Origin of the sequence: Streptomyces sp. NBC_01235 (assembly GCF_035989285.1) — a bacterium.
Taxonomy (GTDB): Bacteria; Actinomycetota; Actinomycetes; order Streptomycetales; family Streptomycetaceae; genus Streptomyces.
Window position 1 is genome coordinate 11063132 of record NZ_CP108513.1, and the last position, 26913, is coordinate 11090044.

Consider the following 26913-nt stretch of genomic DNA (forward strand, 5'->3'; position numbering starts at 1 on the left):
ATGGACGGCGACGTCAAGGAATCGGTCCTGTTTCCCGACCGGGACCGAGTCGCGCTCTTCGAGGCGGTCGCACCGGACGTGAGTCCGGTGAAGTGGGCCTCGGCCAACGCCGACCTGCTCACCGAGCGCCTGGCGGCCAAGGGAGCTTGCCTGCTGCGCGGCTTCGACATCCCGGAGGCCTCGGTGTTCTCCGAGTTGGTGCGCGTCTTCGGACAGCAGCTCGAGGAATACATCTACAGGTCGACGCCGCGCAGCAAGGTCGGCGACGTCTACACCTCGACGGAGTATCCGGCCTCGGAGGTCATCCCGATGCACAACGAGATGGCCTACACCACCTCCTGGCCCGAACGCCTCTGGTTCTACTCCCAGAAATCGGCACCCGTCGGAGGCCAGACCCCGCTCGCTGACAGTCGTGCGGTCCACGCACGGATCCCCGCACCGATTCGGGAGCGCTTCGAGCGACACGGCGTCCGCTACGTCCGCAACTACCGGAACGGGCTCGGCGTGCCGTGGCAGGAGACGTTCCCTGACATGGATCGTGCGGAGGTGGACCGTTTCTGCCGGGCCCGCGGCATCGTCGCCGAATGGCTCGACGAGGACACTCTCCGCACCACCGAGACCTGTCAGGCATCGACGACGCACCCGGTCACCGGTGAGACGGTGTGGATGAACCAGGCCCACCTGTTCCACGTCTCAAGCCTGAATCCCCTCACCCGCGATGCCCTACTGGGCCTCATGGACGAACAGGACCTCCCACGCAACGCCTACCTGGGCGACGGCACTCCGATCAGCGACGCCGACCTGTCCGAGATCCGGGCGGCGTTCGAGGCCGAGACACTGACGTTCCTCTGGCACGACGGCGACGTGTTGATCGTCGACAACCTTGCCATGGCCCACGGACGGTTCAGCTACGAGGGCGAACGCAAGCTCCTCGTCGCGATGACCGGATCGATCAGCCGGGGCCGGGGCACGTCGTCGTGAGGCGTGCGAGCAGAAGGTTCGGCTCGGTCCTCGTCGAGGCTTGATATGGCCGGCGCCTGTCGCCGGCCGTGCAACCGATCGCGCGGTGAGAAGTACGGCGACGGCAGGGAGCACGAACAGGCCCGTCACATCGGGCCCGAGCGGATGAAGGCGTTCATCGTTCGCCACGGCTACTCCGGCCGAACCCGCCCCGAAGTACTGGTGGAACGACTGCGTACACACCTGCTGACCGCCGCACCGGGCACAACCTTCGCCCAGCCGGGCCTCCGCCCGCACCGCGATCTTCGACTTCATCGAGGGACGCTGTTGCCCAATTCGAGTGAAGCCAGCGTGATCACGGGGCGTGCGGCGTCCGGGGCCATGAGCGTGTTGTGCGACGGTCTCAAGGGCACGAGCTGGGTGTCCGGCCGCAGGGGACTGGGGGTGCGGCGGTGTCGATGCGCTCGGACTCGGGAGCGGACGTTCCTGCCCTGACGCGGGATGTGGCTCGCGCGGTGTTCCCCAAGGGCTGTCTGGCCATGAGGATCCGGGACGGCCTCGGTCCGCTGTTCTCGGATGAGGATTTCAAGGCGGCCTTCGGGGTCAGAGGGCGTCCCGGGATCTCGCCCGGCCGGCCCTGGTCGGCGTCCTGCAGTTCGCCGAGAACCTGACTGATCGCCAGGCCGCGCACGCGGTGCGGGCCAGGATCGACGTCTGGTCCGGCCAGCCGTGCGCGACCGGCCCCTTGGCGAGCTCCTGCTCGAGCAGGGTGAACAGGGCCTCACTCAGCTTGGGCCGTGAGACGGGACCGGCAGCCCTCAGCCCCTCGGCGCCGGCGTCGTGCCAGGCTCGGCGCCAGCGCTGCACCGAGCGCACACTCACCCGTAAGTTCTTGGCGACCTCCGCGTTGGAGGCACCCGCAGCGAAGAGCTGCGCGGCCTCCAGCCGGATCCGCTCCCGAAACACCTGCCGTTCAGGCGTTTGCCCACCACCCTGCGGATATCTCATACAACAGGCATACCGCGACGATCACACATCGTCAGCCCTCAACGACACCACGCCGCAAAGGTCAGTAGCGGATCGCGTCCAACAGCTGGCGGTGGCAGTAGCCCTCGGGCCGTCCACCCCGCCCCTGGAACCAGGCCGGCATCGGCAGCGACGGCCGGACGGCCGCCCACTCCGCGTCCGTCATGTCCGACGGATACCGGCGCACCCGGTCCGGATGGTCGGCCGCGTTGCCGTACACGTGCGCGAGGCAATCGCACGACACGGCGGGCGAGTTGAAGTCAACGTGCTCGGGCACGTACAACAAAGACAACAGGGCCTCCGGGAACCACTCGAAATGGGATCGCACCCCCGAGCTACCAGGAGGCCCTGCTTTCACGCGCGGAAACCGCCGCAGTCACCCGATCGAGACTCCCGTTCGATCGACAGCCTTCGAGATCGGTACGGGCAACAACCACTTACGTGTCGGGATGCTCCGGCAGGGCGAGCCAGTCCGACCAGGAGATCTCGCGGCCGAGGAAGCGCGGCTGCTCGAACGGCCAGTCGGCGGCGATCCACTGCGGCACCAGCGCGTCGAGGGCCTGTTCGACCTCGCTGCCCACCAGCTCGTCCACCACCCACCAGGAGATCTCGCCGTCCGCGCCGGCCCTCTCCGGTGGGTCGATGTAGACACAGCCGAGCAGAGCTGTCTCCGCCGTGTCGAACAGCGCGTAGTTGAAGGACTGGTGTGCGGCGATCTCCTTCTCGTGCCGCAACAGGTCGGCCTGGTCGGCCTCGTAGGTCATGGTGGCCGCGGGCCAGCCCCAGGCCGGGCCGAAGATGGTCCACAGCCGCTCGCGCGAACCCGTCACAGCCGGATAGTCGAGCGGGGTGTCCGCCTCCCGGATCGGCCGCAGGTGATGACCACCGCCCGGCAGCGGTACCAGGACGGGGTGGACGAAGTCATCGGGAAGCCAGCTCATGGCGCCCGACCGTAGCAGCGCGCGGCCGTCCGCTCCCCTGGATTTTCCCCGCATACCGCCAGTCCCTGCTCTCATGCTGGGCAGGGCCCGCGATCACCCGATCGAGACTCCCGTTCGATCGACAGACTCCATGATCGGTATGGCAACGGCTTCTGTGGCCCATTTCAGGCAGGCGCTGTCCCGCTTGAGGTAGTCCTTGCCCGCCGAGACGTGGCAACCGAAGGGTGACATCGGGGCTTGACCCCTGATCTTGGACACGGGCTATGCGGCTTGGCCAGATGTTGTAGCGGTGCAGCCAGCGGAACAGGTCGATGCGGGCTTCACGCTCGTCGGCCCAGGCACTGCGGCTCTGGAGAGTCTCCCGCTTGCATGTGGCGTTGAAGGACTCGGCGAGCGCGTTGTCCGCCGAACTGCCGACGGCGCTCATGCTCTGGATCACGCCCGCCCGGCGGCAGGCGTCGGCGAATGCCCGGCTTGTGTACTGGGCCCCGTGATCGGTGTGTATGACGGCGCCAGCGAGGCTGCCGCGGCACCGCTCGGCGGCGGCCAGGGCCTCGGTGACCAGTTCGGCGCGCATGTGGTCGGCGATCGCCCAGCCTGCCAGCGCCGGGAGGCGAGGTCGATGACCGTGGCTGTGAGTGGGCGGTGGGGCGGCAGTGGGTGGGCGTCAGCGGAATCGCGGTGTGGAGGTCCTGGTAGTGGTTCTGGGACCGGGTTGTGGTCGCTGTCATGGGGTGACCAAGCGGCTGTTGTGGGGCGGTTAGCAGCTCGGGTTGTGGCTGTCATGGGTTTCGTTGTTCCTGTGTGAGGGGCTGGCGGGGTCGGGTGGGCTGGGCCGTGTGACGGTTTCGGCGGGTGGGGCTGGGGCGGGGTCGGCTGGTGTGGTGCCGCCGGTGGGTGTGTCGTTGGCGCGGGGTGTGGTGGTGCGGCGGCTTCTTGCGGTGGATGAGGAGGGGACGCTGTCGCGGTTGCATGTGCGGATCGCGGCGGAGCTGGCGGGGGTGTCGGAGCGGACGGTGTGGCGGTGGCTGGCCGATGGGCGCCGGGGCCATGTCGAGGCGAGGCCGCGGCAGGACGGGTTTTCGCTGAGTGATCCCTTGTGGGAGGTCCTGGCTCAGGCGGGCGGGAATGTTGCGGAGTTGCGGCGCAGGATGCTCCGGGCGCAGGAAGAGGGGGCGTTGGAGGAATGGGGTGCGCAGTGTGTGCCGTCGCTGCCGACGTTGCACCGGGTGATCAAGCGGGATCTGGGGGCGGGCCGGGTGCTTGAGGTGGCCCGTCCGGCAGGGGCCCGCGCCGGGGTGGAGCCGAGTCCGTATGACCGGGCGCTGGCGGACTTGGGGTTCGCGGACGGGGCGGACGGACCGGCTGTTGTCGACGGGCCGCCCGCCGACGTGCCGGTGCCGGAGGACGCCGCGGATGCGGGGGTGCGGGCCGGTGGGGTGCGGTTGTACGTGCCGGGGGCGCGGCTGGTGTCGACGCGGCAGGTGGCCGGGGTGGTGGAGGCGGTGGGTCATACGGTCGCGGCGCGCGGGATGTGCTGTGTGTACGGGGATCCGGGGCTGGGCAAGACGGTCGCTGTTGAGCAGGCGTTGCGTCTTTTGCCGGGCCGGGTGCCGGTGTGGCGGGCGGTGGCCGGGGTCGCGCCCGGTCTGCCGCAGTTGCGGGCCTGCCTGTGTGAGGCGCTCGGGCTGCCGTCGGGGGCGCTGACGCACCGGGCCGGGCCGGCCGGTCAGGCTCTCGAGCGGACTCTGGCCGAGCCGGGTGTGCTGGTCGTCGATGACGCCCAGCGGCTGACGCCGCCCTTGCTGGACTATCTGCGGCAGTTGTGGGACGCGCCGGGCTGCGCGGCGGCGCTGGTGCTGTGCGGGGCGGGAAGCGAACGCGCTGTGGCGCGGGCGTCGGCGCTGCGCTCGCGGGTGCTGACCTGGCACCAGGTCGGCCGGCTTGAGCCGTCTCAACTGCAGCAGACGCTGGGCCTGTTCCATCCGGTGTGGGCGCAGGCGGACCCGGACGACCTGGCGCGGGTGGACGAGCAGATGGCGCACGGCAATTTCCGCACCTGGGCGAAGATCACGTCGCATGTCTACGCGGCCCGTGAGCGCGATCCCGTACGGCGGGTGGATGGGGAGCTGATCGAGCAGGCCTGCGCGCGTCTTGGCTGCGATGTGCCGGTGTGGTGTCAGTGGGTGGTGTCAGTGACGGCATGTCAGGTCAGGGTGTTTTCGCTGTTGGTGGGGTGTTGAGCGTGGGGAGTCACTGACATGGGGCGGTGTCTGGTGCCGTCGTGGCTGTCATGGGGCGCTACACCCTTCCCTGTTCCGCTGTCATGGGAACGGCACTTCTGATCCTTCGAGGGCCGGTCGGCGGCACGGTGGTCGGCGTCGGGTTTGGGCGTCGGGAGGGTGTGGGGTGGGGGAGCCGGGCGTGTGGGGTGAGGTCGCGGCGGGGTTGAGGGTGTCCAGGCCGGTGCTGGTTGCGCGGCTGCTGGAGCTCGAGGCGGCGGGGGCGTTGACCACGGCGCACGTGCGTGCGGGCGCGCAGGTCGGTGGGGTGAATGTGCGCACGGTGTGGCGCTGGCTGGATGCGGCGCGGACGGAGGGCCGTGTGGAGCGCAGGCCGCGGGCCCGGCTGGAGTTGTCCGACCAGGTGTGGGAGGTGCTGGCACAGGCGGGCGGGAACGTGTCGGTGCTGCACCGGCATTTGAAGGATGCCGGGGGAGAAGTGCCGTCGCTGGCGTCGCTGTACCGGGTGGTGCGGCGGGACCTGGAGGCCGGCAGGGTCTTGCCGGATCGTGTGGTGGTGCGGCGGGAGCGGGAGGAGCAGCGGACACGGCAGGCGCTGGTTGACCTTGCGCTGGCCGGGATGCGTGAGGGCGGCGCGGCGAAGGGGGTGGCGCGCCGGCCGCCGCACCCCGCGCCGGCGGCGGCGTCCGCGGTCCTGCCGTCGGGGGAGAGCGGTGCGATGGCGGGTGTGGCGTTGCCGGCGGGAGCACAGCTGGTGCGGACGTCGTCGGTGCGGGCGGTGGCCGAGGCGGTCGGGCAGGCGATGGCGGCGGAGGGCGCGGTGTGTGTGTTCGGTGACCCGGGCCGGGGCAAGACCGCGGCCGTGCGGATGGCGCTCCACGAGGTCCCGCCGGGCTGGAAGGTGACGTGGGTGCCGGTGCCGGTGCGCCCGTCGGTGTCTGGCATGAGGCGGGCGGTGTTCGATGCTTTGGCGCTGCCGGGCCGTTTCCCGCACACGTCGGCGCTGGCCGACGCCGCGGTCGTGGGGGCTTTGGGTGAGGCGCGGGTGCTGGTGGTCGATGAGGCGCAGCGCCTGCCTGTGCCGTGCCTGGAGTACCTGCAGAGCCTGTGGGACGACCCCGGCACGCGGATCACGCTGGTGCTGTGCGGGTCGGGCAGCGAGCGGGCGCTGGCCCGGCTGCCGCAGCTGGCATCGCGGATCGGCGGGTGGCAGGAGGTTCCGCGCCTGGCTGCAGCGGAAGTGGCGGCCGTGGTGACCGGCTTCCATCCGCTGTGGCGCACCGTCGCGGCCCCGGATCTGACGTGGATCGACCAGTCGTGCGCCCACGGCGCGTTCCGCATGTGGGCCGCTCTGACTGCCCACCTGCAGAACGCGCTGCTGACCACCGCTGACGCGGCCGTCGACCGGGCTTTGCTGAGGCGGCTGTTCAGGAGGGTCGCGCCGCCGCTATGAACCAAGCGCTGTGCAAGAGGCGGGAGGGCGATTGCAGGCGCTCGGCACCCGGCACGCACACGATGTCCCACCGCGGGAGGGGAGCTGACATGGAGGACGGTGACGCCGTCCGTGCAGGCGGCGGGCTGCCCGCGGCATCGAGGAGGGCACTGCGCGGTCCGGCGGTACGGCGGCTGCTCGCTCTGCGGGCGGGGAAGAAGCTGACAGCGGGTCATGTGCGGGTGGCTGCAGACGCGTTGGGGGTGGCGGAGCGCACGGTGTGGCGGTGGCTGGCCGCGGCTGAGGGTGATGAGGCCGCGGCCGCCAGCCCTGGTGCCCCGCCCCGGGCCGGTGCGACGTTCACGATCACGCCTGAAGTCCGTGGGCTGTTGGCACTGTGGAAGGGGAACGTGCGGGCCGTCCATCGCGAACTGGTCCTCCGTGCCGCTCGGAAGTCTCCGCCTGCAGACGCACCGTCGCTGACGACGCTGCATCGCGCGATCCGCCGTGATCTGACGCCGGGGGAGCGGGCCGGGCTCGCGGGAGGGGAGCGGGCGGCGCGCAAGCATGATGTGTTCCTGGCCCGGCCGCGGGGCTGGCGCAACCAGGTGTGGGAGACCGACCACGTCCAAGCGGCGGTGCTGGTCGACGTCGACGGCACCGCCCGCAGGCCGTGGATCACGTGGTTCACCGACTGCGCGACGAACGCGATCACGGGTGTCGCGGTCACGCCGGGGGATCCGTCGCGGGAGTCGGTGCTTTCCGCGCTGCGCTCCGCGGTCCTGCGTGAGGATCCCTACGGCCCGTTCGGCGGCCTGCCGGAGAAAGTACGGGTGGACCGCGGCAAGGACTTCCTGTCCAGGACGGTGACCGCCGCGTTCGATCTCCTGGACGTGACGGTGGAGGACCTGCCCGCCTACACCCCCCACCTCAAGGGCACCGTGGAGGGTCTCAACCGGGCGGTGGAGAGCATGTTCCTGGCCGCGCTGCCCGGCTACGCCCGCCAGCCGCGTCCCGGCAAGCGGGCTTCCCGCCCGAAGGACGAAGTGCTGCTCGGTTTCGAGGACTTCACCGCCAGGCTGCTGGATTGGACGCTCTGGTGGAACACCGAGCATCGCCCCGCGCCCTTGCGGGGCAAGACGCCGCTTGAGGCGTGGCAGGAGGATCCGACCCCGCTGAGGGACGTGCCGGCGACGGATCTGTGGACGTTCACCCTGGAGGACGCCGGCACTCGCACGCTGACCACCCGCGGCATCCGCTTCAGGAGACGCGACTATGTGGGCCCGTGGATGACCGGTCAGGCCGGTATCCAGGTCAGGGTCCGCTACATGCCCCACCACGACCACCGGATCGAGGTCTACCACGCGGTCACCGGCCGCTACCTCGGTCCCGCAGATCTGGCCGACCGGGCCACCGAGGAACAGGTCAGCGCCGTACGGCGAGCACGGGCCGCCCGCACCCGCCGCCTCAAGAAGGACCTGGAGGTTTCCCAGCGCGAGCGCTACGCCGCCGTGAACCAGCCCGAGGCCCCTCAGCGGCTCGGTGCGTTGACCACCGCGCAGGCCGAGGCCGAACTCGCCCAGGCCGCTGACACCGACCTGTCGCAGCTGTCGCTGCCGGACCTCATCCCGCCCGCCGCGCCGCCGACCGGGTGGCGTACCCCTGCTTCCCTGGCCGCGCTGACCACGCCAGACCGGCCCACCCCGCTCCCGTCCGGCCGTGATTCCGTTCCCGCTCCGGACGGCCCCGATGGGCGGGCCGCACGTCCCACCACCGACAAAGACGGAGACGCCTCGTGACCGCGGCCACCTACCAGTACGTCGACCTGCCCGACGCCTCCGTGGTCACAACCCGCGCCCTGCTCACTGCCCGGGAGAACATCACCGACACCGTCGCCGCCCGCGCCATGATGTGCATCCACGGCGGCGCCGGCTTCGGCAAGACCCTTGCCGTCAACACCTGCTTGCGCGAACTCGAACCCGGCGAGGACGTCCGCAAGATCACCTTCCGGGCCCGGCCCACCGCCCGCGCGGTGCGCTACGAACTGTTCACCGCGCTCGACCTGGCCGGTGAACCACCGCGCCACCCCAGTGAATTCGACCGTCTGCTAAAGATGGCCCTGGCCGAACGCCCCCGTACCTTCCTGGTCGATGAGGCGCAGTGGCTCAACGGGGAGGCGTTCGAATATTTCCGCTACCTGTGGGACGAACCTGCCACCCAGCTCGCGATCATCTTCGTCGGCGGGGAGGGCTGCCACACCGTGCTGCGCCGCGAACCGATGCTGTCCTCCCGCATCTTCATCTGGCAGCACTTCACCCGCCTCACCCCCGGCGAGGTCCTGGAGGCCATTCCCCTGTTCCACCCGGTGTGGGCCGACGCCGATCCCGACGACATAGCCTTCGCCGACCAGCACGCCGCACACGGCAACTTCCGCGCCTGGGCCCAGCTGACCGCCCACACCCGCACCGCCCTGGCCCGCACCGGCCGCTCCCGTGTGGATCAGGAGCTGCTGCGCTGGGCCTTCAGCCGCCTCGCCTGACCACCACGTCGCCATGCCGCCCGCCGTGCCCCCGCCGCCCGTAGCCGTGGTCATCGACCCAGGCGACGACGCGGTCCACACGCACACTGCCCTGGCCGCCCACCATCCGCCCTCCGGGCGGATCACCCTGCACCCCGGCCCGGGCACCACCAGCGAGACCGGCCTCGCCCACGACCTTCTCGCCGCCCTAGGCAAACCGCCCCTGCTCCCGGGGCGTTTCCCCGCCGGCCGTCAGCCCGCCTGGGAAGCCGCCACCGCCTGGATCACTGCCCTGCCCGTCACCCGGCTGACCGTCCTGCGCACCCACCGCCTCACCGCCCGCCGCACAATGCGCCTCCTGCAACTGCGCGCCCTCACCGGCATCCACCTGACCTTGATCTGCCACCGCCCCCACCTGCCCGCCGCCCTGCACCAGGCCCTGCAGACGGCCGACTACGCCGTCACCACCGACTTCCAGGCCGCCCGCCGCCACTACTACGGCACGACCGCACCCGTACCCCAGCCTGTTGACGAACCCGCCCGGCCGGCAGACCGGTGGCTCACCCTGCCCGTGCTGGACCGCCTCGTCTCCTACGACAGCCCCGCTCCATGTACCGCCCCGTGCACGCCGCCAGTGATCACCTTCCGGCACCGCCCGCCACCCGCACCGTTCACCGAGCAGACAGCCCGGGAAATCGCCCGACGCCTGGCCACCGTGACCGCCCACCCCCGCTTGGCCGCCGCCCTCGCCGCCGCGCTCTTCACCGGCGCCTCCTTCCAACAGCTCGCCACCGCCCGCCCAGGCGACTACGACGACACCGCAGCCACCCTGGCCCTGCACGACCGCACCCGCTACACCGACGGCTGCGCTACCTACGGTGTGCCGTCGTGGGCGCGCGTCTTCCTGAAGGCCGCCGTCTGCTTCGCTCGGCTCGCTCCTGGCCAGGACCAGCATCTGCTGGCCGGCCCTCACGACCGCGCCCACCTGCTGCGCGTAGCGGAGGCGGCCAGGCTCCGCCCGCCCCAGCCGTCCGCCGGCCCGCGCACCGGCGGTATCCAGTGGGATTGGCGCGAACGCAAGGAAGCACAGTGCTATGACGCGATGCTGACGCGGCACCAGATCCCGCCCTCGTCCTGAACCCGGCCCCAGGCGCACGTCAGTCGATGGAGAAATCGGCGAACTCCACGTCGGTGAAGGCGATCCCGAGACCGTGAGCACGTCGGCCTCCGTCCCGGAAATAGGCATGCCCCAAAGCCCGGGCGAGGATCACCAGCTGCTGCTGCTCGCCCCCGCCGGCATCCCGGGCGGCGAACAGCTCGCGGGCCACTTCTCCTGATAAGTACTGGGTGATCAGCCGTACTCGTGGATCGTCCGACGAGCCTGCCGGAGCGGCGAATCCGAACCGCGCCCTGGTGTGGAAGACGAACCCGTCGGCCTCGGCCCGGGCCCGCCGGCGGGCGCGCACCAGGGGCTGCCACCGTGCTCTGACAGCCTCATCGATCAACCCCGCATGCACGGCACTGGGACGGCGGCGCATTCCCGGCCGGGTGGTGACCCACCTCTGGACCGTGCGCTGGGAGATCCCCAGGAGGACAGCCACGTTCATCGTGGAGCCCTTCTCCGCCCTGAGCAGGAAACGCACAGCGGCATCCCGCGTAGGCACGGGACGGGTCAGCAACGCCCGCTCGAGCCCTTTGACGATCTCACCCATGCCCGCCCCCGAGCGTTCTGCCACCGCGATGGCTGGTGCACGGCGGCGGTCTGCTCTCCCAGATCTCTCACACCAAGCCGCTCTCCCCGGTCAGTTCAGGCATAGCCAAGACACCACCGCAGGCCCTCGGCTAGAGAGCCAGCAGTAACCCAAGCCCGAGAACACCCTTCCCGAAGCAACCGTGAACCCCCACCGCCATTTACGCCATCCGTACGTGTTTGGTACGCGAAACGTACGCTTCACGCTAGAGTTGCGGGACTGGAGGTGCTGCATGTCCGAGCTGTTCGACGCGGTCGACGCGCTCATCGCGTCCCGTTCCCCGCTGCCGCCCCCGGCGGAGCGCAGGCGGCTGCGCCAGGCGCACGGCCTGACGCTGGACGAGGTGGCCGCCGCACTACAGGTGCGGCGCGCGACGGTCGGCGGCTGGGAGGCCGGTAAGACCGAGCCTCGGCCGCCGGAGCGCGACGCCTATGCCCGCATGCTCAAGCAGCTCGCCCAGCTCTACCCCGCCAACGCCCCGGTGCCCTCTGAGGACACGGCGGCCCCCGAGACGCCTGCCCCCCCAGCCGCTCCTGCGCCAACGGGAGCTGAACCGGCCAAAGCCCGCACCGAACCCACAGCACCGATCCAGGAGCCAGCTTCTGAGAACACCGCGCTGCGCCCTGCCACTGTGCCGCATCCGGGGGCCACGACCAGGCTGACGTCGCGTCGGTCGCCCGCGCGGAAGGCCGCCCCGGCTGGCACCCCAGCCGGTGGTGCCGATGCGCGGTTCGAGAACGGGCCGCTCGCGGTCGTCGACGTCGAAGACGGTCAGGTGCTGGCGTACTGCGTCGGCGGCCTGGTACTTGACGTACCGGCGAAGTCGATTGCGGCCCTGGTGGAGTGGATGCTGAGCGAGGGGCGGCTCGGTCAGCCGAAGCTGTCCGGGCCAGGCAAGGACGCCGACCCGCTGCTCGTGCTGACCGACGCCGCGCTGGAGCGCTACGGCCTGCCCGTCACGCTCACCAAGGAGGAGCGCCTGGCCGGCCGGATCCCGGAGGGCCACAAGGTCATCAAGCAGCTGACGCGCGCCGACTGGCAGCTGACCAAGCGCGGGTTTGGGCCGTGGGCGAGGATCTACCGCCCCGCGCAGGGCTCGGAACGCTCCTGCGTGCAGTTGTGCATCCCGTCGTGGGACGCGCTCGACACCCGGCACTGGGCCGACACAGGGCAGTTGCCGCCGGCGGACCTGGCCCGGCTGCTGGGCACGTATGCGGCCCGCGTGATGACGCCGCGCGGATCGACCGCCGTGACCGGCCTGGAGCTGATGACTGCCCTGCACCCGCCGACCCGTGCCTCCGAACCGGACGCAACGGGCAAGCGGCACTCCGAGCACAACCCCGGCTCTCTGGGCAAGGATCCGGTGGACTGCGCACCGTGCGAGGCCCCCGACGGGCACCCGCTGGTCGCAGACCTGCCGCGCTTCCACCACCGCACCCCGGCTGAAGTCTTGGTGGAGGAGGCGTACGACTGGGCGCGCCCGCTCACCGACGCCGAATGCCTTCGCCCTCACCTGGTGGGCATCGACGTGAACATGGCCTTCGCCGCTGGCGCGAACGGCCTCACGGTCGGCCTTGGGGCGCCGACGCACGTCAAGAACCCCGTCTTCGATCCGAAACTGCCCGGTTCCTGGCTGGTCGACCTGAGCCACGTCGACCTGTCCCGCGTGAAGGTGGCCAAGGACAAATGGGCGCAGCTGGACGCCGGGCTGCTGCCCAGTCCGTTCACGCCGAAGGGCGAGCGCCCGGAAGGGCCGGCCTGGTACGCCACGCCCACCGTCGCGTACGCGGTCGAACTGGGCTACGAGGTGCGCCCGGTCGAGGCGTGGGTGCGCTACGACAACGGGCGTTACCTGGACGGCTGGTACAACCGGCTGCGCGACGCGTACCTCGCCACGATGGCCGACCTCGGCGTGCACGCGGGCCTGTCGCCGGCCGACTTCCTCGCGGCGATGGACGGCTACCGGCAGCGTGACCCCCAACTGGCGATCGTGGTGTCCGCGGTCAAGGCGACGGTGAAGGGGGGCATCGGCAAGCTGCGTGAGCGTCCGCGCGGGGAGGGTTGGAAGCCCGGGCAGCCGTGGCGGGCCCTTGCCCGGCCGACGTGGCGTCCGGACATCCGCGCCGCCGTCATCTCCCGCACGCGGATCAACATGCACCGCAAGATCGTCAAGCACGCGGCGTTCACCGGGCAGTACCCGGTCGCGGTCCTCTCGGACTGCGCCGTCTACGCCTCCGACGGGCCGTCGCCGCTGGACTTCCTGCCCTACCGGGACGGCAAGCCCCTGCCCGGCGGCTTCAAGCTCGGCGTGAACCCCGGCCTCGTCAAGTGGGAGGGCACGCAGAGCGTGCTGTGGGGCGAGGGCGTTCGCGAGCGGTTCGACGCCCCGGACCTCAACCTCGCGCGGTACATCAAGGACGGCACCGTCACCGACCAGGACACCGGGGAGTAGGTAGAGCGCGATGAGCCTGTTCGGCAACGGCCTGGACGCCGCAGTGCACAAGGCGTTCACCCGCCCAGCGCCCAAGAGCGCGCCCGCGCAGATGCGGTACCTGGTCAAGCAGCTCAAGAGCACCAAGGCGGTCGCCCAGATGCTGCGGATCTCGCAGCGCACGGTCGAGCGGTACGTGAAGAACCAGATCAAGAAGCCCCGCCCGGACCTCGCAGCCCGCCTGGAGCGGGAGGTGAAGAAGCGGTGGCAGCCGCAGATCCGCGCCCAGGCGCGGCAAAAGGCGGCGACCACCGGCGGCATCGTCATTGACACCCGCGCCCGCATCGGCTACACCGCACCAATCGGCACGACGGACGAGGACCGCCTTCGACACCTGACCGTCGCGCTGCCGCCCCGCTACGCCGCCCGCCTCTTCGACGCCCAGGAGGCCGGCGCCACCGACCGGCAGCTCCAGCGGATCGCCGCCGAAGCACTCAAGGAGATGTACTTCCAGGACAACGGCCGCCGCGCCGGCCAGCTGGAGGAGGTCCGCTTCACGGACATCGAGCACCTCGAGTTCGACCTGTAGCAACCGCGCCCGAACAGCCTGCGAGCCCGGACCTGTGACTGAGCGCTTTACTTGGCGAGTGAGTGTTGTACTTGGCGGAGTTGAGCGCTGGTGATCGAGGGAGGTAGCGAGCCGGTCGGTGTAGGCGTTGGGTAACTCCTTTCGGGATCAAGGTGCACGACAACGTCCAACCGTTCGGGGCAGTTGATCCATCGTCGGTCTACTCGTCGATGGCGGCGTCGACGATGCCGCCATGGCGGGCGAGAGCCTCGCCCAGTGCCTTCCGTCCCTCGCTGCCAGGAGCACTGGCCTGCCACGCGGAGAACGCGTTCCTTACGATCTCGCCTCCGCGATACGGGGCAAGGTCTGAGGGCGCAGCGCCGTCGTAAAGCGGGAGGAGGCCTGTCAGGATGGCCCGCGCGTCCGTCGACTGTGGATGCCGGGCGGCCCGCCGGGCTACGTGGTCCGGCGCTTCCACGAGTGGAGTCTGTTCCACCGTGCGCCGGGTCAGGTCCAGCCATGTTTGGTCGTCCAGGCCCACGGCGAAGGAGAAGGCGCCTGCACCGTGCAGGTGAGCGTGGCCCTCCGGTACTTCCAGGGCGAGCACGGCCCGCCAGAAGCGGAAGGCGTTGTCGTTCAGGTCTTCCCCGCTACCGTCCTTGGGTAAAATCCTCGCTGTCCGAGAGAGTAGGCGCGAAACCGCAGCTGGGCCGGCGGCTCGCTGAGCCAAGGCCGATACGAAGCCTTCGATCGGTCCGAGGACGTCCGGGGCGATGAGGAAGGCGTGCGCGCACCGAAATGCTTCCTGGTCGATGTCGGGGGAGCACAGGAGAGCTTGCAGCCGGTCCGGGTCGATCTGGCCGAACACATCCACGTTGACCGGCAGGTGCTTGAGCCAGGTGCGAGCGGGCCGCCACGTATCGTCGAGGCTGAGAAGCTCGGCGCGATGGTCGGCGAACCAACGGCGGGCATGTCGGTGAAGCGGTGTGAGGGCCCACCCGATAGCGGCCAGCGCTCGGTCGTCTGGGGCGGCGTCGAGGATGGCGTCGAGGCGTGCGGTCATCTCCACGGGGGGCGCGCCTTCAACACGGGAACGATGGCTACCCCAACGGATCAGGGCAAGTAGCGCGAGGCCCCCGACCGAGTTCGACATCACGTCGGCAGGGTCTGCCGTCGATTGAGTGGGAGCGGTCCATGCCGCGACGATACCGTCGAGCCAGACGGCGACCTCGGCCGCGGTCTCGCCGAGATCGACGTCGCGGGACCAAGCGGTATGGAGAAGACGGCAGAAGCTGCGCTCAAGGCGTTGGGCCGCTTCGGCGTCCCCTGCAGGGGAATCCGCGACAGGGATGAGGTCCCACATAGCGAGAACCATGCGGCGGATGGTCTCAGCGTCGGCGGACGTCCGGCCGGCGGTGATCTGGTTCTCCAGGGCGGCGAAGTAGGCGGCCTGCAGGTGGAGGTCCACAAGCTCGGCCGACACCTGTTCCGGGTCGGCCATCCAGGTCTCAGGTGCCTCGCTGACCAGGGTGGACAGCAGGACTTCCTCATCGTCCCGCTCACGACTGGTGTCGCCCGGCTCTGCCGCCGCAGCGAGCATGCGGGCGGCGGCGACGGCTCCGTCGGAGCCAGCCGCGGCGGACAGCTCGGCGAATCCGTCCTCGGGTACCCGCTCCACCGAGACGACTTCCCATCGTGGTGCGGGCCGCTCCGGCGGAGTGCCGAACCGCTCGGCGAAGAGATCGAGGACGGGCTGCCAGAGAGCGAGGACGGACGCTGGCAGGATGGGCGAGAGCGACCACACCATGAACCAGGTCCGGACCGTGGGCAGCGGCTTGCGATCTTTGAGTGCCTGGAGGCCGGCTTCGAGACCGGCCGCGTCCGGCGGGGCGCCAAGACCATTCGCCAGCGCGGCCTCCATTTGAGGCGATCGCGCCTCGGAGCAGGCGCTGTTCACGGCGCGCAGGAAGTCCGCGAGGTCCGCCGTCGTCCTCCGCATGGCTCCAATCCGTGAGATGACTCCGAGCGCCGCCTCCCACCAGACGTCCGACTCGTTCCCCGGTGGGACCTCCAAGAGGTGCACCGCGACCAGCCGGTCGAGCACCGGTCCTGCGGGAAGCCCACTGGACCACTGCCTTGTACGGACACCGAGAGCGAGTCCGTATCCCGCCTCGTACCGTGCGAAGTCCAAGCACGCCCGCGCGATCAACCGCACCAGCGAGTCGCCCGGATGCGTGGCGCCAACCGACCGCAGGTCGTTCTCAACCTCGAACTCGCCGACACCGTCGGGAGAATTCAAGCCAGCCGCCATCACCTCCGCCAGGCCCTGTCGCACCAGATTCGCCACCGAGATCTCTGGCCCGCCGTCCTCAGGCCGGGCCCCGGCCGCCTTGAGATGCTCCAGTGCTTGCTGCGCCTCCCAGGGATCCAGCCAGCTGGTGGCTGCGGCGCTCTTCAGCACGCGGGTCACCACGCTGACCCACTGTCCGTTCCGCTCCCGCGCAGGAACGTCAACAGCCCAGTAGTGGATGTCGAGCAGCAAGCCATCGGTCTCGCTGGTCTTCACGAGCCGCAGGACGAACGCGCTCGCGGCGGCGCCGAGCACTCGGGCCAGGCGCACTGTCTGCGCTGTAGCGGCAGGCCCCAGCTTCGTGATCGCGTTGAGTCTGGCATCGAGCCATGCCAGCACGCGTTCGGGATCCTTAGCCGCGAGGCGTTCGAAATACGAGGCAGCGGTCCACCTGTCGCTCTCCGGCAACAGCCTGTTCTCCGGGAGCAGGTCGAGCCATGCCGAGCTGGTGGCCTTCTCGAAGAAGTAGCTGTTGGCTCTGGGGTCGGTGATCCTTGAGACTTCGTCGGCCTCTTCCTGAGTGGGCTGGGAGAGGTTGACGAGTTCGCGTAGCCGCGGCGCCCGGGCTGGAAGGTCTACGAACAGTTGCTCGACGGCGGCGATGATCTTGTGCAAAGTCGAGGCGGCAAGCTCGGTGTCGGCGGATTCGCCATGCACCGTCACGTTGGCGTCCTGGTAGAAGTCCGACCATGCCTTGATGGCCTGGAGTTCGACAGCGCCCGGTTCCCGGCGAGTCTGCTGATGGACCAGCTTGCTGACCTTCCGCGCCCGGAACTCCCAGCCGTTGGCCTGCTCGTACGTGAACGCGGCGAATGCTTCTTCGACCGCCTCGAACTCGGCGGCCAGAGCGTCCCGCAGGAAGGCCTCATGGGCCTTGCGGGCTTCGAACAGTTCACGGAGTCTGACGAAGACCGCGTCGCCTTCGGACAACCGGTCCGGAAGGGCATCCAAGGCATCGACCTCAGCCGCCAGAGCAGCCCGCGCTTCGAACACGGCTGACGGGTTCGCTACCGGGGCCTTGTGCTGGCCCCGCGCCGCCACCACAGCCTTCAGCTTGGTGAACAGGGCGTCCTTCGAAGTGAGTTCGGCCGGGAGACTGCCGAGCGCGTCGAGCTCGGCCTCCAGTTTCTCCAGCGCCCCGGAGGATCTCCGGGCGTTCAGCAGCACCTTGAGCCTGGCGGAGAGCTCCCGCCCCGTACTCCCTGTGCCGATGAACTCTGACTCCTTGCCGGCGAGCTTCAGCAGACCCTCCACCGCGCCGCGACAGCAGGAGATCACGATCTCACTCCGCCGCTCCCACTCCTGCTCCTCTGTCAGCAGCCGGTCTGCCGACCGCAACAGACCCAAGGCACGAACTCCTGGTTCGCCCAGGTCGGTCAACGCGACAGAGAGGGGGGACCCGTCAGCCAGCTCGGGCGCCTTGCTCAAACGGAGGCAGTGGTCAGAGCGTTCGTCCATCTCGGCAACGTATCGAATCGGCAGCCAGCCGACACGACGCTCGGTGGGAACACGGTAGGGGTGCTACTACGTCGCCCAGCAGCCACGCCCGAGGGAATGAGCGTCGTACTTGGCGGGTCGGGCCAACTACAGCGCTCAGTTTGCGTGCGGAGGCATGATCGGTCCTGTGCCCCACCATGCTCAAGTGGCCAGCGTGGTCCGGCTGCCTTACCCCTCAACATCGTCTTGGACCAGCCGTGCCCAATGCTTACGGCCGCGGGCCTCATCTGATGCGTATACAAAGCGAGTCACCGTCCATTCTGGGGCGACGAGCGGTGAGAATACAGAAGTGGCTACGGTCTGAAACCCTCGGATTGACGAGCTGAGAAGCTCCGTAACGTTTTGTTCGAAATCGGCATTGCCGCCGCCGTAGAGCTCATCGACCAGCAGGAGTGTTGGCTGTGTACGAGCATAGGTCTCCGCGAGGGCTACGAGGACCTCAAGTACCACGCTCCTATCCAGCGATCTATCGTGACCTCGATCTGAAATGACCTTGTCACCCAGGGTGTACTCGGCCTGAATCTGATCTTCCACAATCCGTATCTGCTTGACTGCTCCGCGAACGATCTCTGGCAACTCCGTGATCAGATTTCGAACGGCCCAATGATCCAGCCCGAGCAGCCTTCCTAGCTCGCGCACATCTCGAGGCGCATATGCCCAAACCGACGGGAGAGTGACTATTCGATACGGCTGGGAGAGAAACGGCACAGCGGTTCCGTCAGCCGAGAAGAGCAGTTGCTCGCCTTCGGCTCTGAACTCGGCTCGGCGTGGTTGGGGGTCGTACCAGTTGATCGCCGCGTGCACTGTCGAATCCGATCGGTCCCGGCGATCCATGATAATTGAAGGTGAGGACAAACCGGACAGGAGTGAAATGAAGTGAGTCTTGCCGATACCCGTTCCGCCGAGGAAAAGATTGCATCGCGAGAACCGTACGGTCGTCGGCTCCGCTAGCCAGATATCCTTGAGAATGTCGATGGAGTGGATCCATCCGAAAGGGCGGGATATGCCGCCGTGCTCCATGCGGATTCGTGTCTCATGGAGGTCTTTCCACCCTCGTAGTAGTGACGCAGGATAGGCCCCGCCAGCGTTGGTATCGACAAGACGCGCGCAACGGGCACATAGCCAGATTCCGTTGGGAGGAGCGCTGCGTTGGGTGTCGGTCAGGCCGCCGGTGCCCCGGGGGCCGTTGGGCGCTGCAGCATAGATATGGGCGGCCGTGCCTGTGAGCTCAAAGTCCGCGCTGCCCGATCCTGGGCCAATGGTTAGCACTCCACAGCCTGGGTTGGAGCACCGGTAAGCTGCCCTCAGCGCCAGTGTGCCCTTGGTCTTATCCGTGAAGTTCGCCCGTCGACCCGACTGCTCGGAGTCCACAGCATCTCCCTTCGTTCGTTCAACGAAGAGGCACCATAGTCCGGGGACTGGTCGGCTTCCCCCTGCAGCCCGCTCAGGGTCCCAACTGTGGTGCTCAGGCTCGCCAACTATGGCGCCCAGTCACAGGGCCGATCGGGTCCGGACTCGCAGGCGTATCCACGGCAGGGGATCGGATGCTCATGCACGAGATGCCCACGTCCTACTCCGGAGGCGGCGTCACCAGCTTTGTAGTGCTCGGGTCGACGTCCGCTGCACAGGCCAGGGTCGGGAGGTCGCGGTCGAGCAGGCCGTTCATTTCGATGGCCACACGGCTGAGCAGGTGGGCGGCTTGGACGGACTGGCCGTCGGCGACGGCGGCGTAGAACCGGGCGGCATAGGTGATGGCGTCGACATCGCCGATCGTGTCGGACATTCCGATGGCGAACGGCACGGTGCCGACCAGCTTCCCGGTCTGGGCTGCGGAGTGGCAGGAGTTCAGCAGGACCAGCAGCGGCTTGTCGTCCACGGCGGCGATGGCCCGGGCGAAGGCGCTGGCGCTGACGATGGCACCTTCGTGGAAGCCGTTCTCGCCCTTCTCGAAAGCGATCAGGTCCTGTGTGCTGTGGCCGGAGAAGTGCACGACGTGGGGACGGAACCGGGTCAGCGCGTCCAGGAAGACGTCCGCCGTCGCAGCAGGGTGGACATCCAGTTCGACAAGGTTGCGATGGGTGGCGCTCTGCACGGCCGCACGAATCCTCTGTTGTTCCTGGCCGACTCGCAGGTCACCGGCGGAGGCGGCTGCCAGTAGCAGCACTCGCAGTTTCTCCGGCTTCGGGGCCCGCAGTTCTTTCAGCACTGTGCGCACCTCGCCCTCCGTCGCCGACAGGCGGCTCTCGATCTTCTGCTGCTCAGCTGCGGCATGACGCTCCGTCTTCTGCTGTTCACGCTGGCGAGCCTTCTCTGCGGCGGCCCGCTCAACCTGTTCCGCCTTCGCCAGCTTGGCCGACAGGTCAGCTGCCTCCTTGGAGAGCTTGCCGACCTTGGCGCTCCACGTGCTGGCGTCCTGGCCAGCTTTGTTGGCCTCGTTCTCGTACCGCTGGGCAGCACGCTGCTTGCTGTTGACGGTGCCCTGGCTGCTCGCCTTGGCGGCTGCGGCTTTCTCCTTCGTGGCCTTCGCGCGCTTGTCGGCTTCCTTCTTGCGGAACTCGCCGACCTTCTTCTCCGCGTCAGCGCGAGCCTTGTTCTTTCTGTCCAGCTGGCTCCGGTAGTAACTGGCGTTCATGGGCGTGCCTCTCTGCGGTTCCCGTCTCGCCAGGCTATGGCCACCCACTGACAACGCCCCTCGCCGCTTCCCACAGCGTTCCTGCAGGTGTGGCGGCAAGACGGGCAGTCCTGTGCGGGTCCGCTGACGATCGTGGCGGACGGGTCACGTTCCTTGCCCCGAAGGCCATCTGAGCGCTGGTAGATACTGGCCGCCATGGCAGAAGGCTCCGATCCGCAGCAGGACGTCACCTACCGGGCGCCGGTCGGCTCCGTCGATCTCAAGGCGTTCGACGAAGACGGCAACTCGTACGAGATCCGTGCGTGCCACGACTGTCTGCCGTGGTACGCGGAGGTCGTGGTCGTTGCCGGGGAAGTCCTCGTCAGGGAGTGGCATGCGGTGGGATGTCCGCAGTTCCAGGAGCTCATCCGGGACTGAGACGGGAATTCATCGCCCAGGGTCGGGACACATCTCCTATGGGTGATGATGTTGTAGTGAGTCTGGACCTGAGCAATTACGAACTCCTCTGGCCCGCATCGCTGTTCATATCCGAGGGCGAGCGCGTGCTCCGGTCCACAGGCTCCTGGCAGGACCGGGCTATTTGGCTCATGACGGAGGCCCTGACCGGCACAACTGCAGTCGCCGACTTCGAGGATCTGCCCAACCACACCGCGCCGACATCCGATCCCTGGGCGACCACCGCCACCGGCTGGGGCACCAAACGGGCCGTGATGGACCAGCACGACTGGTTCACCGAACTCATCCGCCGGGCGCCCGAGCTCAGGCATGCGGCCGCGCCCCGGCCGTACTGGCCGCAGCGCCGCGGCAACGGACTCGCTCACGATGGCAGTACCGCGCGGGACACCCGACGGGACTTCGCGCGGCTCATCGGCGAGTTCGCCGACAACGGCTACCTGGTCGAAGTCTTCGGCGAGGAATGCATCGACGATCACAGCGAGCTGCCTGACCCCTCCGACGTGATCGACAGGCGACTTGGCATCCCTGATCTGTGGCCGCTGGCGCCGGAGGCGTGGGGCGAAGACACCTTCTATGGGCTGATCGAGGTGTTCCACGACCTGGTGAGCCGCCCCCGTACGCGGCGCTTCCACTCCTACAGCGGCTGCGGATGGCACCACTCGGAGTTTCACAACGGCCCGGCACGCGTCCTGTACCGGTGGAAAGTCAACCAGCTGTTGCGCGAGGCCGGCATCGATTACGAACTGGCCGCCGAGGGTGAGGACCTCGGGCGCCTGGTCGCCGTCACCGACGACGCCCGAAGCCAGCTGGTGCACCGCGCCCTCAACGACAGCCCACCCGACACCACCGCCGGTGTCCGCCACGCCATCGCCCTCTTCCGAGGGCGTGACACGTCAGCCGAGAGCAAGCGATCGGCCATCTTCAACCTCGCCCGCATCCTTGAGGAACGCCGTGCCCTGATCAAGCAGCACCTCGGGAAGGACGAAGGCGCGCTGTTCGAGATCGCCAACCGCTTCGACCTGCGCCACCGCCGGGCCGACCAGCGCGGCGAGTACGACGAAGCATTCCTCGACTGGATCTTCTGGTGGTACCTCGCCACGGTAGAGCTGACCAACCGGCTGATCGCGTTGCGGCGCCTCGCCTGAGCCGTGGCGCCGAACGTGCCTCCCCGATCGGGTGACTGTCTCAGTAGTCGTCCCGTTCGGAGGGCGGTCCGTACTGCTCGATGAGGTCGCAGGTGCAGGTGCCGCCTTCGTACGACTCCTTCTCGCACTTGTCATGGTGGTCTCGCTCCAGCAGCGGCTTCGCGGGAACGGGCCGCGGGCTGAGTGCGGTGGGTCGGGCCGGGGCAGTCTGGTCGGCAGCGCGGAACTCGATGTCCACGACAGCGGAGGCGATTTCGTCCTTGCGCCACTTCTCGGGGGAGTTGTGGTTCACCAGGCCGCCTGCGTAGGCCATGCGCAGCAGTTCGGCCTTGGTGTGCTTGCGCATCAGCTCGTTCATGCGCGACATCCGCGCCCTGCCCCCCGCCGCCTGAGCCTCGCCGTCCGTCACGGTGTCGCCCTGGTCGTGCTCCTTCTGCGCCTGTGCGTCCGATGGCGCGGGCTGGAGGGGACCGTCGTCCACCGATGCCGGGCTGGACGGGGCCGGCACCGCTGCCTTCGCCCAGGGCACGCCCAGGGAGGCGACGGCGGCCTGCTGTTCGGGGGTGAGCTTGTCCCACCTCGCCCGGGTGTTCGATGTCCATACGCCTAGCTTGACGATCACCGGCTCGGTCTCGCCGTCGACCGCGATCTGTTCACTGTGGCCGCGCGGTACAGGCCGGTGGGCTCCTTCCCGCTCGACCCACTGCGCGAGGGCCGCCAGGCCCCGCTGGAACGCCTGCTGCGCCTTGCCCGGGCCCTTCGTCGCGCGCGGAGCAGCAGGGGCCGGAGACGGCGCCTGGACGGGCTTCACGCCCAGCGTGGACAGCCGCTCCTGTTGCTCGGTCGACAGCTGCGCCCAAGTAGCCGGCTGGGACTGCCGCTGGAGCCACCGCCCGATGTCATCGCCGTCCATCAGCACGCCCGGCTGGATCTCGGGCAGGCTGCCGTCGGCGTCGACCAGGTCCGCGAGGACGCGGTAGTGGCGTTGCCAGTCCAGCGGCCACGGGCAGTTCCAGTCCGGGTCGATGGCCGCCAGCTGCTCCGCCCGCTTCGCCGCCCGCTCCGCGTCCTTACCGAGGCCGCCCTTGCGGCGGAGGTTGGCCATGTGCTGGCCGACCGGCACCATCGCCTCGCCCTCGCCCCACACCTGGTCCTGGCGGGGAGCAAGGTGGCCCGTGGCCTGCCGGTAGGAGCGCAGCGCGGCGAGTTTGGACTCCCACGCCTCCTCGCCCGGTTCCCACACCATTCCGGCCTCCGGGGCGTCCAGCAGCTCCTTGCGCCGCGGCTCCATCTCCCCGGCCCGCAGGGCCTTCCGCTGCTGGTGGACCCATCGCCCAAGCGGAAAATCTTTCGTCACCCCGACCTGGGTCTCTGTGTCGTAGGGAACGGCGTAGAGGCCGGTGATCTCGTTCTCGGCCCGCCAGCGGATGAGGGCCTGGTAGCCCTCGAGCCACACCAGGGACTCCGGCCGGTAGACCCGGGTGCGCAGGAAGGCCGCGATGGTCGACGCGTCGCGCGGGCTGGAGAAGTGGAGCAGGGCCGACTCGGCAGCGGCGTCGGTGCCGTCCTGCTCCTGGTTCTCACCGTCACCTTCGCCGCCGGCCCCGATGATCTGGCCGTCCTCATCGCGCTGGACGTGCACCTTGCGCTTCCCGCTGCTCAAGGCACGGGAAGCGAGCTGCTCAACGAGTCGTTCATCATGACTGCGTAGGCCCTGCAAAACCGCTACAAGAGGGCGAAAACTGGCGGAGGCGACCATGTCGGTAGGGTCCTCGCCGGGCTCCAGGAAGATCGGCACGATGATGCGGGCGATCTTCGTGCTGCCGTCGCGGTTGAGCCGGAGCGCGCGGCCGATGTTCTGGACGATCTCCACCTGGGAGCCGCGGGTGTCGGCGAAGCAGATCGCCTCCGCTCCGCGCTCGCCGGTGATGTCCACGCCTTCCCCGAGGACCCGCACGGAGGCGAGGAACGCGCGGTGTACGCGCCGGTTGTTGGCGTCGATGCCGTTGGCGAACTGTCGCAGCACCTCCCGGCGTTCGCTGACGAGGTGGTCGCCGCACAGCCACGCCGCCCACACCCGGTCCGGGGGTACGTGGCGGCCGGCCTCCAGGCCGTAGAACTCCGCGTCGATCGACGACGCCGGGAGCTCCTTCTCCGCCTTGACCATGGTCTCGCCATCGGTCTCGGTGACGTACAGCTGGGCAGCGGTTTCCGGCAGCTTCTCCGCGAACGCCGCGGCTTCCTCCACCTTCTGGTGGAAGGTCATGACGGTGCGCAGGTTGTACGCCGCCGCGTGCTCCAGCAGGGCGGTCTGCAGCAGGGCCAGGCGCCGGCCTCGCTGCGCCTCCTCCGATTCCCCGAGGACCGGGGAGGGGTCGCGGATCTCCAGGACGTCGATCTCGAACGGGGCGAGGATTTCCCGCTCGATCGCCTCCGAGAGCCCGAGTTCAGCCCCAGGCAGCCAGGCGCCGAACGTGCCGTCCGGGTCGTCGGCCATGCTCGCGATCTCCGCCTCCTGGCCGTCGGCGCCCTTCTGCGGCTGGGGCGAGGCGAGGATGCGCGGGGTGGCGGTCAGGTACAGCCGGAAGTCCGCCGGGATCCGGGCGTTGTCGTGGATCGCCGCCCACGGCCTCCCAAGATCGCCAGTGGTTCCGTGGGCTTCGTCGATGATGGCGAGCGAAAAACCGTCCATCTGCTGTCCGTACAGGCGCTCTCCGCCCGCCAGAGCGGCCTCCAGCGGCCCGCGCACCTTGCGCTGGCCCTCGGGTGCGTCGATGTCCTCGCGGTCCACGAGAGAGGCGTACGTGGCGAACACGATGACGGGCCCGTGCCCTGCCCACAGGGCGAGCTGGATCGGGTTGGTGGTGGTGCGCACTCCCAGTTCGTTCAGCACCGGGTCGTTCTCCAGCGAGCACACCGCGACCATGGGGGAGCGGTGGCCCACCGCCCGCCAGGCCTGGGCGGTCTGCACGAGCAGGTCCAGGGTCGGCACGGTCACGAGGATCCGGCCCTCGGGGAAGCACTCCAGCGCGCTCGCGGCGGCCATGATCGTTTTGCCGGATCCGGTCGCTGACACGATCGTGCCACGGGCACCCTGTGGGGGCACAGATGATCTTGCAGGGAATCCGACCCACTTACGGAAACTCGACTTCTGGTCGATCTGGTGTTTCTTGAGCGGAATCCTGCTCATCGCCCGTCCTCCTCTCCCGTGTCGTACAGCCAGCTGTTCTGAAGCCTTTCCAGTGCGGTTTCCTCCTGGCCGTGCTTCGTCCAGATCCCTTCGAGCCAGAGCGGGGTCGTCTCGATCCTCTCGCACAGCGCGAAGGACCCGGGCAGGTCGATCAGCACGAGCTCGCCCGCGAACATGCCGCCCGGCCCGTAGCGGCGCCACAGCCGCTCCAGCCGCGCCCGGTGCTCGTGCAGGTACGCGTCCAGCGTCTGCGGGTAGGTCTCCGGCTCCGCCAGGTGCACGGTCCGCAGGGCGATGTCCACGAGCTCCTGGGACGACTCCTGGTCCCACTGCTCGGAGGTGGTGCCGGTCACGGCGGCATAGTGTTGCTCGCACACGGCGAGGACGCGCTCGATGAGCTCCGCCGGCGCGTCGCTCTCCTCGTCACGAAGGGAAGGCCGACCGACACCCGTGTGCCGATCGGGCAGGGCGTGCAGTTCGCCGGTGCCGGCGCTTGCCTCCACCAGGTCCAGGCCGTGGTCGGCGAGGTGAGCCAGTAGCAAGCGAGACAGGACCTCCCCGTCCCGGGCGTGCAGCTGAGCGTTGTCCTCTCCGCTGTCGGGGGAGACGATCGCGCGGGTGAGGACGGTGTCGAAGAAGAACTCGGACAGGGCCTCGATCAACTCCGGGCGGGCAGATGCTGGCTGATCGTCCAGGGCGGCAACAGCGGCGTCCATGACCGCAGTGAGGAACCGCCCGCGAGCGCCCTGCAGTTGACGCGCCTCGCTCTGCGGGCTCTCCTCGACGGCCTCCACCACGCGGTACAGGCCCTGGTCCCCGTACAGGCCACCCGGCTTCTCCTTCGCCCGGCGCACCTTCGCCACGGCCTCCTCAACGGACCGCGCATAGGTGTAGTTCGTCACCACCGAGGCCCCGGGATGCGCCGGGTCAGTCCGCTGCGCCACGATCCGATAGCGGATCAGCCCGGAGTCAGACTCCACTGCCCCACCGCTCGCACCTTCCTGACGGTCCCGCAGCGCCTGGTGCCAGCGGTCCGCCTGAGCATCCCTCTCGGGAGAGTAGGCGTCCCACGCCGTGCCACCCATCAAGGTCCAGATGCGCCGCAACTCGTTCCGCCGAACCGCCGCCAGCCGCTCCTCCGTACTGAGTGGCCTCGGGTGACCCTCGCGGCTTTCCAGGCCACCCGCAGCCACCAACAGTTCGTGGATTTGTTCCGCCGTCAATCCGGTAACCTCACGCTGGATTTCCTCCCGTACCTTGAGGCGTATTTCGACGCTAAACAAATTCGTCCCCTTTCAAGACCTGCCCCAAGTGGTTGTGGGGTGTCCCATGTTTCCGCCAACGATACATGCTGCATCAACCTGATGCAGCCGCTACACTGGAACCCACACGAACGAGCGACCCCCACCACCTCGTAGCAAGCCCGGCCCGCGCCAGCGGGCCCCAAGGTTCTGGAGGCGCAGCCGGAAGGACCGTCAGGCGGGGGAGCGCAGCGGACCCGCCCAGGAGTCCGCAGGACTCCCCAACTCCCGCACAGAAACCCGACTAGCAGCACCTGACAGCCCCTCAGTTGGCGACCGGCGTACCGCCGCGCTGCGCCGGTCGCGCAGCGGCCGGCCCCACCGGATCCTGGAGCGCAGCGAAGGGATCCGCCCACGCACCGCGTGGGCAGCGGGAGCGCAGCGATCGCCGTCAACCCTGTTGCGTAGCAACAGGGTTCGCACCCGCGGAGCGGGTGCGTAACAACCGCGCGCAGCGCGGTTGTTCGCTTGC

Annotated in this window: 17 protein-coding genes and 4 pseudogenes; 11 read left to right on the forward strand and 10 right to left on the reverse strand. The window is 69.0% G+C overall.

Annotation, left to right across the window (positions count from 1 at the left end):
* Together OG289_RS49365 and OG289_RS49370 are read left to right on the forward strand one after the other, a co-directional pair.
* Window positions 1-981 carry a TauD/TfdA family dioxygenase gene (locus tag OG289_RS49365; protein ID WP_327320536.1) on the forward strand — a complete coding sequence of 327 codons (981 nt, stop codon included), beginning with the start codon at window positions 1-3 and terminating at the stop codon, window positions 979-981.
* A gap of 431 nt (window positions 982-1412) precedes the next feature.
* Window positions 1413-1672 (forward strand): annotated as a pseudogene (locus tag OG289_RS49370) (IS1182 family transposase); the annotation flags it as partial.
* Here OG289_RS49370 and OG289_RS49375 read toward each other — a convergent pair.
* The 4 genes and pseudogenes from OG289_RS49375 to OG289_RS49390 form a co-directional block, all read right to left on the reverse strand.
* A pseudogene (locus OG289_RS49375) lies at window positions 1657-1968 on the reverse strand (helix-turn-helix domain-containing protein); the annotation flags it as partial. The pseudogenes OG289_RS49370 and OG289_RS49375 sit on opposite strands and share 16 nt — an antisense overlap.
* Before the next feature lie 64 nt (window positions 1969-2032).
* Window positions 2033-2206 (reverse strand): annotated as a pseudogene (locus tag OG289_RS49380) (transposase); the annotation flags it as partial.
* A gap of 217 nt (window positions 2207-2423) precedes the next feature.
* Complete coding sequence (locus tag OG289_RS49385; protein ID WP_327320537.1) at window positions 2424-2927, reverse strand: N-acetyltransferase; 504 nt, start codon at window positions 2925-2927, stop codon at window positions 2424-2426.
* 280 nt (window positions 2928-3207) lie between these two features.
* Window positions 3208-3560, reverse strand: a pseudogene (locus tag OG289_RS49390) (transposase); the annotation flags it as partial.
* Between the two features lie 260 nt (window positions 3561-3820).
* Here OG289_RS49390 and OG289_RS49395 point away from each other — a divergent pair.
* The 5 genes from OG289_RS49395 (at window position 3821) to OG289_RS49415 (ending at window position 10258) form a co-directional block, all read left to right on the forward strand.
* Window positions 3821-5170 carry an ATP-binding protein gene (locus tag OG289_RS49395; RefSeq protein WP_327311938.1) on the forward strand — a complete coding sequence of 450 codons (1350 nt, stop codon included), beginning with the start codon at window positions 3821-3823 and terminating at the stop codon, window positions 5168-5170.
* Between the two features lie 223 nt (window positions 5171-5393).
* Window positions 5394-6623 (forward strand): ATP-binding protein, encoded by a 1230-nt coding sequence (locus tag OG289_RS49400; protein ID WP_327311937.1) that lies wholly within the window; start codon window positions 5394-5396, stop codon window positions 6621-6623.
* A gap of 89 nt (window positions 6624-6712) precedes the next feature.
* On the forward strand, window positions 6713-8401 hold the full coding sequence (locus tag OG289_RS49405; protein ID WP_327311936.1) for a transposase family protein: 1689 nt from the start codon (window positions 6713-6715) through the stop codon (window positions 8399-8401).
* Window positions 8398-9141, forward strand: a complete 744-nt coding sequence (locus OG289_RS49410) for an ATP-binding protein (RefSeq protein WP_327311935.1) — start codon at window positions 8398-8400, stop codon at window positions 9139-9141. The genes OG289_RS49405 and OG289_RS49410 overlap by 4 nt, the downstream gene beginning before the upstream one ends.
* Window positions 9142-9154: 13 nt before the next feature.
* Window positions 9155-10258 carry a hypothetical protein gene (locus tag OG289_RS49415; protein ID WP_327311934.1) on the forward strand — a complete coding sequence of 368 codons (1104 nt, stop codon included), beginning with the start codon at window positions 9155-9157 and terminating at the stop codon, window positions 10256-10258.
* A 19-nt stretch (window positions 10259-10277) separates the two neighbouring features.
* Here OG289_RS49415 and tpg (OG289_RS49420) read toward each other — a convergent pair whose 3' ends face one another.
* Window positions 10278-10832: a telomere-protecting terminal protein Tpg gene (gene tpg / locus OG289_RS49420; RefSeq protein WP_327311933.1), complete on the reverse strand. Its 555-nt coding sequence runs from the start codon at window positions 10830-10832 to the stop codon at window positions 10278-10280.
* Between the two features lie 271 nt (window positions 10833-11103).
* Here tpg (OG289_RS49420) and tap point away from each other — a divergent pair, with 271 nt between their 5' ends.
* Both tap and tpg (OG289_RS49430) read left to right on the forward strand, forming a co-directional pair.
* On the forward strand, window positions 11104-13323 hold the full coding sequence (gene tap / locus OG289_RS49425; protein ID WP_327311932.1) for a telomere-associated protein Tap: 2220 nt from the start codon (window positions 11104-11106) through the stop codon (window positions 13321-13323).
* 10 nt (window positions 13324-13333) lie between these two features.
* Entirely contained in the window at window positions 13334-13891 is a 558-nt protein-coding gene (gene tpg, locus OG289_RS49430) for a telomere-protecting terminal protein Tpg (RefSeq protein WP_327311931.1), read from the forward strand.
* A gap of 199 nt (window positions 13892-14090) precedes the next feature.
* Here tpg (OG289_RS49430) and OG289_RS49435 read toward each other — a convergent pair whose 3' ends face one another.
* From OG289_RS49435 to OG289_RS49445, 3 genes are all read right to left on the reverse strand, one after another.
* Window positions 14091-17678, reverse strand: coding sequence for a hypothetical protein (locus OG289_RS49435; protein ID WP_327311930.1), 3588 nt, complete (start codon window positions 17676-17678; stop codon window positions 14091-14093).
* 207 nt (window positions 17679-17885) lie between these two features.
* Window positions 17886-19088: a hypothetical protein gene (locus OG289_RS49440; protein WP_327311929.1), complete on the reverse strand. Its 1203-nt coding sequence runs from the start codon at window positions 19086-19088 to the stop codon at window positions 17886-17888.
* A 199-nt stretch (window positions 19089-19287) separates the two neighbouring features.
* Window positions 19288-20448, reverse strand: a complete 1161-nt coding sequence (locus tag OG289_RS49445) for a hypothetical protein (protein ID WP_327311928.1) — start codon at window positions 20446-20448, stop codon at window positions 19288-19290.
* A 96-nt stretch (window positions 20449-20544) separates the two neighbouring features.
* Here OG289_RS49445 and OG289_RS49450 point away from each other — a divergent pair, with 96 nt between their 5' ends.
* Together OG289_RS49450 and OG289_RS49455 are read left to right on the forward strand one after the other, a co-directional pair.
* Window positions 20545-20766 (forward strand): hypothetical protein, encoded by a 222-nt coding sequence (locus OG289_RS49450; RefSeq protein WP_006139020.1) that lies wholly within the window; start codon window positions 20545-20547, stop codon window positions 20764-20766.
* Between the two features lie 38 nt (window positions 20767-20804).
* Window positions 20805-21950, forward strand: coding sequence for a hypothetical protein (locus OG289_RS49455; RefSeq protein WP_327311927.1), 1146 nt, complete (start codon window positions 20805-20807; stop codon window positions 21948-21950).
* Between the two features lie 40 nt (window positions 21951-21990).
* Here the strand turns inward: OG289_RS49455 and OG289_RS49460 are convergent, their stop codons facing one another.
* Window positions 21991-25140: a Helicase associated domain protein gene (locus OG289_RS49460; protein WP_442818849.1), complete on the reverse strand. Its 3150-nt coding sequence runs from the start codon at window positions 25138-25140 to the stop codon at window positions 21991-21993.
* Window positions 25137-26120 (reverse strand): hypothetical protein, encoded by a 984-nt coding sequence (locus OG289_RS49465; protein ID WP_327311926.1) that lies wholly within the window; start codon window positions 26118-26120, stop codon window positions 25137-25139. The genes OG289_RS49460 and OG289_RS49465 overlap by 4 nt, the downstream gene beginning before the upstream one ends.
* Between the last annotated feature and the right edge of the window lie 793 nt (window positions 26121-26913).